At 73.7% G+C, this 11,026-nt stretch carries 10 protein-coding genes; 8 read left to right on the top strand and 2 right to left on the bottom strand.

The window, feature by feature from the left end; all coding sequences use genetic code 11:
* The 3 genes from Q1B24_RS11785 (at window position 1) to Q1B24_RS11775 (ending at window position 2,171) form a co-directional block, all read left to right on the top strand.
* Window positions 1–840: an aldo/keto reductase gene (locus Q1B24_RS11785; protein ID WP_299928332.1), complete on the top strand. Its 840-nt coding sequence runs from the start codon at window positions 1–3 to the stop codon at window positions 838–840.
* Window positions 841–878: 38 nt separating this feature from the next.
* Entirely contained in the window at window positions 879–1,595 is a 717-nt protein-coding gene (locus tag Q1B24_RS11780) for a peptidylprolyl isomerase (RefSeq protein WP_299928329.1), read from the top strand.
* Between the two features lie 114 nt (window positions 1,596–1,709).
* Window positions 1,710–2,171 carry a GyrI-like domain-containing protein gene (locus Q1B24_RS11775; RefSeq protein WP_299928326.1) on the top strand — a complete coding sequence of 154 codons (462 nt, stop codon included), beginning with the start codon at window positions 1,710–1,712 and terminating at the stop codon, window positions 2,169–2,171.
* Here the strand turns inward: Q1B24_RS11775 and Q1B24_RS11770 are convergent.
* Both Q1B24_RS11770 and Q1B24_RS11765 read right to left on the bottom strand, forming a co-directional pair.
* A complete protein-coding gene (locus Q1B24_RS11770) occupies window positions 2,161–2,592 on the bottom strand; it encodes an OsmC family protein (protein ID WP_299928323.1) in 432 nt (143 codons plus the stop codon). The genes Q1B24_RS11775 and Q1B24_RS11770 overlap by 11 nt on opposite strands.
* 84 nt (window positions 2,593–2,676) lie before the next feature.
* Window positions 2,677–2,820 carry a hypothetical protein gene (locus Q1B24_RS11765; protein ID WP_299928320.1) on the bottom strand — a complete coding sequence of 48 codons (144 nt, stop codon included), beginning with the start codon at window positions 2,818–2,820 and terminating at the stop codon, window positions 2,677–2,679.
* Between the two features lie 173 nt (window positions 2,821–2,993).
* On the opposite strand from Q1B24_RS11765, the gene Q1B24_RS11760 reads away from it, so the two are divergent.
* From Q1B24_RS11760 to Q1B24_RS11740, 5 genes are read left to right on the top strand one after another with little or no spacing between them, the layout of a single operon-like run.
* Window positions 2,994–3,818 carry a formate dehydrogenase accessory sulfurtransferase FdhD gene (locus Q1B24_RS11760; protein ID WP_299928317.1) on the top strand — a complete coding sequence of 275 codons (825 nt, stop codon included), beginning with the start codon at window positions 2,994–2,996 and terminating at the stop codon, window positions 3,816–3,818.
* 59 nt (window positions 3,819–3,877) lie between these two features.
* Window positions 3,878–5,062, top strand: a complete 1,185-nt coding sequence (locus tag Q1B24_RS11755; protein WP_299928314.1) for an exonuclease SbcCD subunit D — start codon at window positions 3,878–3,880, stop codon at window positions 5,060–5,062.
* Window positions 5,059–8,043 (top strand): SMC family ATPase, encoded by a 2,985-nt coding sequence (locus tag Q1B24_RS11750; RefSeq protein ID WP_299928311.1) that lies wholly within the window; start codon window positions 5,059–5,061, stop codon window positions 8,041–8,043. The genes Q1B24_RS11755 and Q1B24_RS11750 overlap by 4 nt, the downstream gene beginning before the upstream one ends.
* Before the next feature lie 58 nt (window positions 8,044–8,101).
* Window positions 8,102–9,622: a TldD/PmbA family protein gene (locus Q1B24_RS11745; protein ID WP_299928308.1), complete on the top strand. Its 1,521-nt coding sequence runs from the start codon at window positions 8,102–8,104 to the stop codon at window positions 9,620–9,622.
* Window positions 9,622–11,019 (top strand): metallopeptidase TldD-related protein, encoded by a 1,398-nt coding sequence (locus Q1B24_RS11740; RefSeq protein WP_299928306.1) that lies wholly within the window; start codon window positions 9,622–9,624, stop codon window positions 11,017–11,019. The genes Q1B24_RS11745 and Q1B24_RS11740 overlap by 1 nt, the downstream gene beginning before the upstream one ends.
* Window positions 11,020–11,026 lie beyond the last annotated feature (7 nt).

Genomic DNA, 11,026 nt, shown 5'->3' with positions numbered 1-11,026 from the left:
ATGGCCCACATCCCGACGTACGACCTCAACGACGGCACGAGCATCCCCGCGATCGGCTTCGGCACCTACCCCCTGCGCGGGGACGACGGCACCGAGGCGATCCGCACCGCCATCGAGGCCGGCTACCGGTTGGTCGACACCGCGGTGAACTACGACAACGAGGTCGAGGTCGGCGAGGCGATCCGGCGCTCAGGGGTGCCGCGCGACGAGCTGGTCGTCGCCAGCAAGATCCCGGGCCGCCACCACGCGTACGACGACGCGATCCGGTCCGTGCGCGAGTCGCTGGACCGCCTCGGGCTCGAGCGCACCGACCTGCACCTCATCCACTGGCCCAACCCGAGCCAGGGCACGTACGTCGAGGCGTGGCGGGCACTCGTGCAGCTGCAGAAGGACGGCCTGGTGCGGTCCATCGGCGTCTCCAACTTCACCGAGGAGCACCTCGTCCGCATCATCGACGACACCGGCGTCACGCCGGCGGTCAACCAGGTCGAGCTGCACCCGCGCTTCCCGCAGGAGCACATGCGCGAGGTGCACGAGCGGCTCGGCATCCGCACCGAGGCGTGGAGCCCGATGGGGAAGCGGCGGGCGCCGCTGGAGGAGGACGCCGTCCGCGCGGCCGCCGAAGCACACGGCGTCTCCCCCGGCCAGGTCATCCTGCGCTGGCACGTCCAGCTCGGCTCGCTCCCCATCCCCAAGTCGGCCGACCCCGTCCGCCAGGCCCAGAACCTCGACGTCTTCGGCTTCGAGCTCAGCGACGAGCAGGTGGCCGCGATCTCCGCGCTCGCCGAGCCCGACGGGCGGCTCTTCGGCGGCGACCCCGACACCCACGAGGAGATGTGACGCCGGGACCTGGAGGGGCGCTGGCTACCATCACCGGCATGCTGAAGCGACTGGCCACTGTGGCCGCCTGCCTGTCCGTCCTCGCCCTGTCCGCCTGCGGCAACGAAGCGGACGGGTCGGACACCGCGTCCGACCCCTCGTCCGAGACGTCCAGCGAGTCGTCGGGCGAGTCGTCGGAGGCCTCGGGCGAGACCACCACGTGCGAGTACCCCGAGGACGGCCAGGAGCCGGCGCGCGAGGTGGAGGCCCCGGACGCCGAGGCCCCGTCGGAGGGCACGGTGCCGGCGACGATCACCACCAACTTCGGCGACATCGGCCTCACCCTCGACGCGGCCACCGCGCCGTGCACGGTGAACTCCTTCGTGTCCCTGGCCGAGCAGGGCTTCTACGACGACACCCCGTGCCCGCGCATCGGTGACCAGGAGGGCTTCGGCATCCTGCAGTGCGGCGACCCGACCGGCACCGGCTCCGGCGGCGCCGGCTACTCCTTCGCCGACGAGCTGAGCGGCGACGAGACCTACCCGGCCGGCACCCTGGCGATGGCCAACGCCGGGCCCGACACCAACGGCTCGCAGTTCTTCCTGGTGTTCCGCGACTCGCAGTTCGCCCCCAACTACACCGTCTTCGGCACCATCGACGAGACCGGCCTCGAGACCATCGACGCGATCGCGGCCGAGGGCAACGACAACGCCCACCCGGCCGGCGGCGGCGCGCCCAACAAGGACGTCACGATCGAGAGCGTCACGATCGGCTGATCGGTCCGCTCGCCCGCGAGGCCCGCAGGGCGGGAGGGTCCCGGTCGGCGATCCTCGGGCGGGTGGGACCTTGGGCCCTCCCGCCCGCCACCCGGGTCGCGCAGGGTCGGTGCCATGGAGCACGAGATCACCGTGGTGGACCTGGCGGAGCAGCCGACGGCCGTCGTGAGGGGCCCGGCGTCACCGGACAGCATCTCCGGCGTCCTCGGCCGCGCCTTCGAGGCCGTCGCCCGCGCAGCCGCCGACCAGGGTCGCCGACTCGCCGGTCCCCCGTTCGCCCGCTACCGCACGATGGACGCGTCGGGCTGGGACCTCGAGGCCGGCTTCCCGGTCGACGCACCGCTCGTGGCAGCCTCCGAGGTCGAACCGTCCAGCCTCCCGGCGTGCCGGGCGGCGCGGCTGGTGCACACGGGGCCCCACGACACCCTCGGCGAGGCGTGGAGCGAGGCGTCGACGTGGTTGGAGGAGCACGGCTACGTCGCCACCGACGCGCCCTGGGAGAGCTACCTGGACGAGCCCGCGGTGGCCGAGCCGCGCACGCTCATCCTGATGCCGTGCACCCGGGTCAGCGGCTGACCGTCTCGTAGGTGATCCCGGCGCCGAGCTGCACGGTCCGCGAGACCGTGCAGAGCCGGTCGCGCGACATCTCGATCGCCGCCTGCACGCGGTCGCGTGCGGCGTCACCGTCCGGGCCCTCGGGGAAGTCGACGTCGAAGGACAGCCGGAGCCCGGTGAGGTGGTTGCCGTCCGCGTCCCGCACCTTGTGCCCCTCGGCGTGGACGTCGAAGGTCGTGCTGGAGGTGCGCTTGTGGGTGATCGCCTCGACGTCGAGCGCGCTGCACCCGGCGATGGCAGCCAGCAGGAGCTCGACCGGCGTGAAGTCGGGGTCCTCTCCCCCGGTCCCGAAGAAGGTCTCACCGCCCCGGGCGTTGGTCGCCTTGAACCGGGTCGGCCCGATGCGGGTGAGCTCGACGCTGCGCAGCGTGTCGTCCGTCATGACGAACACCCTGCCAGAGCGCAGGCTCCGACAGGGTGCTCGGTCCCGACGGTGGGGTCTCCGCGAACGTCCTGCTGAGGGGGGTCAGCGGATGGTACGACGCGCGGCGCGCCGGGCACGGCGCTCCTCACGGCGGGCGATCTCCACGTGGCGCAGGAGGGCGCGATCCTGGGCGGAGCGCGCTCGCGAGTCGACGAGGCTGAGAGCCAGGTGCAGCTGCGGGTTCATGGAGATCTGTCCTTCCGAGGGCATCCGGCCCTCCCGTGGTGAGCAAGCTGGTGTAAGAACTAACCGCTCCGTTGCGGCTCTTACATCCTACGGACCAGTAGCATCCGCCCGGGCATCCTCGAAGGGGTGATCTCGGCCACCAGCCGGAGCCGGTCGCGGGCTAGTGTCGAGGCGTGACGACCGAGCGAGTGCGACGTCCCGGGCCCTCGGTCCGGACGCGAGTGGTGGAGCACGGCGACGGCTCCGAGGTGCGCCGCGAGGACCGGCTCATCACCGAGGAGCCGCTCGAGATCCGGGTGCGCGCCGGGTCGCTCGCACCGCAGCGGGCCTGGGTGACGATGCGCACGCCCGGGCACGACTTCGAGCTCGCCGCCGGCTGGCTGGTCAACGAGGGCCTGGCCGCGCCTGCCGCGATCGCCCAGGTCGCCTACTGCACCGATGCGGACCTCGCTCCCGAGCAGGAGTTCAACGTCGTCACCGTCGCCGTCGCCGGCACGACCGTGCTCCCCCACCGGCACGAGGCCTCGTCGACAGGGTCGTCGGCCTGCGGGGTGTGCGGCAAGGACAGCGTGATGGAGGCGCTGGCCACCCGGACGGCACGTCCGTGGTCGGGTCCGCGCCCCGACGCGTCCGTCGTACGACGCCTGCCGGAGGCGCTGCGCGATCGCCAGACGCTCTTCGCGCGCACCGGCGGCGTGCACGCGGCCGGGCTGGCCGACGCCGACGGCACGCTGTCGGTCGTCCGCGAGGACGTCGGGCGGCACAACGCCGTCGACAAGGTCGTCGGCGCGCGGGTGCTCGCCGGTGAGCCGCCCGCCGCCGCGTGCCTGGTGCTCAGCGGACGCGTCGGGTTCGAGCTCGTGCAGAAGGCCGCGGCCGTCGGCATCGGCTCGATCGTGGCGGTCGGGGCACCGACGAGCCTGGCCGCCCGGCTGGCCGCCGAGGCGGGCATCGACCTGTGGGGCTTCACCTCCGCAGGGCGCACCGTGCGCTACTGACCGGACCCGGGCGGCGTGGTGGACCCGCCCTGTCGGTGCCGCGATCTAACGTTCGTCACGTGCGCATCCTCCACACCTCCGACTGGCACCTGGGGAGGTCCTTCCACCGCGAGGACCTCCTGGGCCACCAGGGTGCGTTCGTCGACCACCTCCTCGAGGTCGTCGCGCAGGAGGGGGTCGACGTCGTCGTGGTCTCGGGCGACGTCTACGACCGGGCCCTCCCCCACGTCGACGCGGTCGCGCTGGCCGACGACACGTTCGCACGGCTCGCCGCCTCCCGCGCCCGGGTCGTCGTCAGCAGCGGCAACCACGACAGCGCCCGGCGCCTGGGCTTCGGCTCGCGGCTGATGGACGCCGCCGGTGTCTTCGTCCGCACCGACGCGTCCTCGGTCGGCACCCCCGTCGTGCTCGCCGACCGGCACGGCGACGTCGCGATCCATGCGCTCCCCTACCTCGACCCCTCGGCGCTGCTCGAGCCCTGGGGCCTGGCCCGCCGCAGCCACGAGGCCGCCCTGTCGGAGGCGATGACCCGGGTCCGAGCCGACCTCGCCGCACGCCCCACCACCACTCGCAGCGTGGTCCTCGCCCACGCCTTCGTGGCGGGGGCGACACCGTCGGAGTCCGAGCGCGACATCAGCGTGGGCGGCGTCTCCCGGGTCGCGACCAGCGTGTTCGACGGCATCGACTACACCGCGCTCGGCCACCTGCACGGCCCCCACGTCCTCGACGAGCGACTGCGCTACTCCGGCTCCCCGCTGGCCTACTCCTTCTCCGAGGCCGACCAGGTCAAGGGCTCGTGGCTCGTGGACCTCGACGCCGCCGGGTTCGCGTCGGCGACCTGGATCGACGCGCCGGTGCCGCGCAGGCTGGCCCGGCTCTCCGGCACGCTGGAGCAGCTGCTGGGCGACCCCGCGCTCGCCGCGCACGAGGGCGACTGGGTGCAGGCCACCCTCACCGACGAGCGGCGCCCGTTGCGCGCGATGGAGCTGCTGCGACGCCGCTTCCCGCACACGCTCGTCCTGCAGTTCCCGGCGCCCGCCCCCGACGTCCGCACCCCGCCGCGGCCGGCAGCGGGCACCAGCGACCACGCGATCGCGATCGACTTCGTGCGCCACGTCCGGGGATCGACGGCCACACCGCAGGAGTCCACGCTCCTGCGCGAGGCCATCGACGCCTGCTGCCACGACCCCGACCAGGACGTCCTCGTCGGTTCCCCCAACCGCGCGACGGGCGGTGCCAGGTGAGGCTCCACCACCTCCGCGTCGTCGGCTTCGGCCCGTTCGCCGACCCCGTGTCGATCGACTTCGACGCGCTGTCCGATGCCGGCCTCTTCCTGCTCAGCGGCCCCACCGGGGCCGGCAAGTCCAGCATCCTCGACGCGGTCTGCTTCGCGCTCTACGGCGACGTCCCGGGCGACCGCTCCGCGGCCAAGCGGCTGCGCTCCGACCACGCCGCTGACGACGTCGCGCCCCGCGTCGTCCTGGAGGCGACGCTGTCCGGGCGACGGTTCCGCATCGACCGCTCGCCCGCGTGGACCCGACCCAAGAAGCGCGGCACCGGCACCACCACCGAGCAGGCACGCGTCGTCATCGCCGAGCGCCGCCCGGCCGACGACGGCCAGCACCTCTGGCACCCCCTCAGCACCCGCCTCGACGAGACCGGCCACCTCGTCACCCGGCTGGTCGGCATGACGCTGCCGCAGTTCTGCCAGGTCGCGATGCTCCCCCAGGGCCGGTTCCAGGCGTTCCTGCGTGCGCGGTCGGAGGAGCGGCACGCGCTGCTCCAGCAGGTCTTCCAGACCGGTCGCTTCGACCGCACCGAGCGCTGGCTGCGCGACCGCCGCGTCGCCCTGCGACGCGACTCCGAGACCCACCGCAGCACGGTCGCCGACCTGGTCAGCCGCGTGAGCGAGGTCGGCGACGACCTGGCCCCCGAGGACTGGCAGGCCGACCCCGCCGTCCTCGACGGCTGGGCCACCGGGCTGGGTGAGGCCGCCGCGTCGGCCTCGGCCGTCCAGGCGACCCTGACGGAGACGCTCGCGGCGGCCGAGACCGCTGCAGCCGTCGCCGAGTCCGCGGGCGTCGAGCTCGCCGCGCTCCAGGCCACCCACGACGCAGCCCGGCGCGACCGGGACGCGCTGGATGCCGCCGGCCCCGAGCACGACGACCGGGTCCGACGCGCCGATCGGGCGCAGCGCGCCGCCGCAGCGCGTTCCCTCCACGACCTCGCCCTCGCATCGAGCACCGCAGCCGACGAGATCGAGCGGCGCCACCACGCGGCCCTCACCGAGCTCGCCGAGCTGGTGGGCGCGCCGACGACCGACGATGCCGCCGTGGCCGAGCACCACCGTGTGGCGACGCGCGTCCTCGACGACCTCGCACGCGTGCGTCCGCTCCGCCGACAGGCCGCCGAGCTCCAGACCCGGCTCGACCGCACGACTGCCGCCCGCCACGGGGTCGCGGCGGAGCTCGACCGCCTGGCGGTCCGCGAGCAGGAGGTGCCGCAGTCCCTGGCCGACCTCGAGCCCCGTCTCGCCGCCGCCCGCGACGCGGGCGCGGAGGTCGCGACCCTCGACCGCGAGCTCGAGATCGTCCGGTCCCGGGTGCTGGCCGCCCGGTCGGCCGAGGGGCTCGCCACCGAGCTCACGGCCGCCCAGCTCGACCTCGCGGCGGCGACGCAGACGCGGCTCCTCGCCCGCGAGGCCCTCGTCGAGATCCGCGAGCAGCGGCTCGACGGCATGGCCGCCGAGATCGCGCGCAAGCTCGCCGTGGGTGCGTGCTGCCCCGTGTGCGGCTCGGCGGACCACCCATCCCCCGCCGCCCCCGCGTCAGGCGCCCCCGACGAGGCGACCGAGCGTGACGCCCGTCGCGAGGTGGACGACCTCGAAGTAGTCGTGGAGGCCCACGCCCAGCAGGTGCGGGGGCTCGAGACCCGCCTCGCCACCGCCCGCGCCGAGGCCGGGGACACGATCGACCGGCTCGTCGCCGCGGAGGCCGACGTGCTGACGCGCGCCGCCGCGGCGCGGGCCGCTGCGGCCACCGTCGCGCCCCTGGTCGCTCGGCACGACGCCCTCCTCCTCGAGCGCGACGACCTCGCGCGCCAGCGTGAAGCACTCACCTCGTCCGCGGCGCAGCTCGACACCGAGACCGCTGTGCTCGACGCGCGCCTCGAGGCGTTGGCCGAGCAGGTCCGCGCAGTCCTGCCCGACGGCGCCGACCTCGACGCGCTGACCGCGCACCACCAGCAGGTCGAGGACCTCGCCCGACGCTGCACCGACACGACCGCCGACCTCCGACGCGCACGCACCACGGCCGAGAGCACCCAGCAGGCCGCGGATCGGGCGGCTGCCGGCGCGGGGTTCGCCTCTTCGACCGAGGCAGCGGCCGCCTGGCTCTCCGAGACCGACCTCGCCGCCCTCCTCGCGACGATCGAGCGGCACGAGCGCGAGCTCGCGCGCACCGGGGAGCTGCTCGGCGACGACGACCTCGTCCGGGCTGCCGCCGCGCCGGCGCCCGACCTCGAGGTGCTCGCCGACGCCCACCGGCGCGCCACGGAGGCGGCAGCGGCGGCGCGCCACCGTGACCTGGCCCTGCGCGAGCGCGTGCGCCGCTTGGGCGGCCTCGCCGGTGAGGTCCGCAGCGCCCTCGCCGCGTGGGCACCGGTCCGCTCCGACCTCGACCTGGTCGCCGACCTCGCGGCGCTGGTCGAGGGCAAGCACCCCGACAACCGCCACCAGATGCGTCTGTCCGCCTACGTCCTGGCCCACCGCCTCGGGCAGGTCGTCGAGGCCGCCAATCTGCGTCTCTCCACGATGAGCGACCGGCGCTACTCCCTCGTCCACACCGGACAGCGCGGCGCGGGTGAGACGCGCGGGGGCCTCAGCCTGCTCGTCCGCGACGACTGGACCGGCGACAGCCGCGATCCGGCGACGCTCTCGGGCGGCGAGACGTTCGTGGTCTCGCTCGCGCTGGCGCTCGGCCTCGCCGACGTCATCACCCAGGAGGCGGGCGGCGCCGACCTCGACACGCTCTTCGTCGACGAGGGCTTCGGCTCGCTCGACGCCGAGACCCTCGAGGACGTGATGGACACCCTCGACACGCTGCGCGACGGCGGCCGCGTGGTGGGCGTGGTGAGCCACGTGCCCGAGCTGCAGACGCGCATCCCCACCCAGCTGCGGGTCCACCGCGGTCGCACCGGCAGCCACACCTCGCTCTCCCTCGCCTGACCCACGACAGCGGAGTCGCTGCCGATCGTCCACGCGCGGCTCGGCTAGGTTCGTCCCCATGAGTGCGCCCGGGCTCGACCCGACCTTCAGCGACCTGCCGCACCGCCGGCTCGGCGAGGTGGCCCTCGCCCGGGCCCAGGAGCTCGGGGCCAGCCACGCGGACTTCCGGTTCGAGCGCAACCGCTACCAGTACCTCGGCGCACGCGACGGCGTCCTGCAGACCGCGAGCGACGCCGAGGACCTCGGCTTCGCCGTCCGCGTCGTCCACCGCGGCGCGTGGGGCTTCGCCTCCGGCATCGTCCTGACCGACGACGAGGCGCGCCGGGTCGCCGAGACCGCCGTCGCGGTCGCCCAGGTCGCCGCGGCGATGACGACGACCCCGGTCGAGCTCGCCCCCGAGCCGGTGCACGACGACGTCACCTGGGTGTCGGGCTACGACGTGAACCCGCTCGACGTACCCACCCCCGAGAAGGCGGCCCTCCTCGTCGACTGGACCGACCGGCTGCGCACGGGCGCGGCCGTCAACCACGCCACGGCCTTCCTGCAGCAGGTGCAGGAGAACAAGTACTACGCCGACCTCAGCGGCACCCGCACCACCCAGCAGCGGGTGCGCCTGCAGCCGGGCTTCGAGGCCACCGGCGAGGACGACCAGACCGGGATCTTCGACTCGATGGCCTCCGTCGCACCGCCGGTCGGCCGCGGGTGGGAGTACCTCACCGGGTCGCACTGGGACTGGGACGCCGAGCTCACCGAGGTCCCCGAGCTGCTCGCCGAGAAGCTCAAGGCCCCCACCGTCGAGGCGGGCACCTACGACCTCGTCGTGCACCCCTCGAACCTCTGGCTGACCATCCACGAGTCCATCGGTCACGCCACCGAGCTCGACCGCGCGCTGGGCTACGAGGCCAACTACGCCGGCACGTCGTTCGCGACCTACGACAAGCTCGGGAACCTCCAGTACGGCTCCCCGGTGATGAACGTCCGGGGTGACCGCACGCAGGAGCACGGTCTCGCGACGGTCGGCTACGACGACGAGGGCGTCCAGACGCAGGAGTGGGACATCGTCCGCGACGGCGTGCTGGTGGGCTACCAGCTCGACCGCTCGATGGGCCACCTCAAGCCGGAGCTGAACGACGGCCGGTCCAACGGCTGCGCGTACGCCGACTCCCCCGGCCACATCCCGATCCAGCGGATGGCCAACGTGTCGCTGATGCCCGGCGCTGACAACCTCGGCACCGACGACCTCATCTCGCGGGTCGAGCGCGGCATCTACGTCGTGGGCGACAAGTCGTGGTCGATCGACATGCAGCGCTTCAACTTCCAGTTCACCGGCCAGCGGTTCTACACGATCACCGACGGCAAGCTGGACGGGATGCTCCGTGACGTGGCCTACCAGGCGACCACGACCGACTTCTGGGGCTCCATGGAGGCCGTCGGAGGCCCCGACACGTGGGAGCTGCACGGCGCGTTCAACTGCGGCAAGGCCCAGCCCGGGCAGGTTGCCGCCGTCAGCCACGGCTGCCCCAGCGCGCTGTTCCGCGGCGTCAACATCCTCAACACCCTCGACGAGGCGGGCCACTGATGACCTCCACCCGGCACACTCCGCAGCAGCTGGTCGAGCACGCGCTCGCGACCTCGACCGCCGACGACTGCATCGCGATCGTCCGCGACGTCACCAGCGCCAACCTCCGCTGGGCCAACAACACGCTGACCACCAACGGCGTGATGACCGAGGTGTCGGTCACCGTGGTCAGCTTCGCCGCCGTCCAGGGCGGTGTCGCGACGGGCTCGGTGTCCGGCAGCGCCTCGACCCCCGAGCAGGTCACCGCTCTCGTGGACGCCGCTGACGCCGCCGCACGGGCCGGCTCGCCGGCGGAGGACGCGGCCGACCTCGTGTCCGACGCGACCTCGCCCGACTGGGACACCGAGGCGGAGACGACCGACATCGGGGTGTACGACGCCTTCGCACCCGCCCTCGGTGAGGCGTTCGTGCAGGCCACCGCCGAGGACCGGTTGCTCTACGGCTTCGTCAACCACGACGTCGCCACCACCTACCTCGGGTCGAGCCGCGGGCTGCGACTGCGCCACGTGCAGCCGACCGGCCACTACGCGTGCACCGGCAAGGACGCCTCACTCACCCGCAGCGCCTGGACCGGTGGTGCGACCCGCGACTTCCGTGACGTCGACGCCGCGGCGATGGCCGCGACGGTCGCGCAGCGGCTCGCCTGGGCCGAGCGGCGCATCGACCTCCCCGCCGGGCGCTACGACACGATCCTGCCGCCGTCGTCGGTCGCCGACCTGATGATCGACGCCTACTGGGGAGCCGGCGCGCGCGTGGCCCACGAGGGCGAGTCGGTCTACAGCCGCCGCGGTGGCGGCACCCGGATCGGTGACAAGGTCGCCGCCCCCGGAGTCAGCCTCTTCTCGGACCCGGCCTACCCCGGGCTCGAGTGTGCGCCGTTCGCCATCGCCGGGGCGTCCGACAACACCGACTCGGTCTTCGACAACGGCCTGCCGCTCGAGCGCACCGACTGGATCCGCGACGGCCTGCTGACCGGACTGCTCCAGACCCGCCACTCCGCCGGGATGACCGGCCAGCCGGTCACCCCGATGATCGACAACCTCGTCCTCGAGGTGGGCGACGGTGCCGGCACGGTCGAGGACATGGTCGCCGGCACGCAGCGCGGCCTGCTGCTGACCTGCCTGTGGTACATCCGCGAGGTCGACCCGCAGACGATGCTCCTCACCGGGCTGACCCGCGACGGCGTCTACGTCGTGGAGGACGGGGAGATCGTCGGCGCGGCCAACAACTTCCGCTGGAACGAGAGCCCGATCGACCTGCTCAACCGCTTCAGCGCCGCGACCGCGACCGAGCCGAGCTTCAGCCGCGAGTGGGGCGACGACTACTTCTCCCGCACCGCGACCCCGGCGCTGAGGATCCCCGACTTCAACATGTCGAGCGTGTCCCAGGGCGTCTGAGGCGGGC

It is taken from the genome of uncultured Nocardioides sp. (genome assembly GCF_947488025.1).
In the GTDB taxonomy this organism is placed as follows: Bacteria; Actinomycetota; Actinomycetes; order Propionibacteriales; family Nocardioidaceae; genus Nocardioides.
This window is presented reverse-complemented; position numbering and strand designations above follow the sequence as displayed.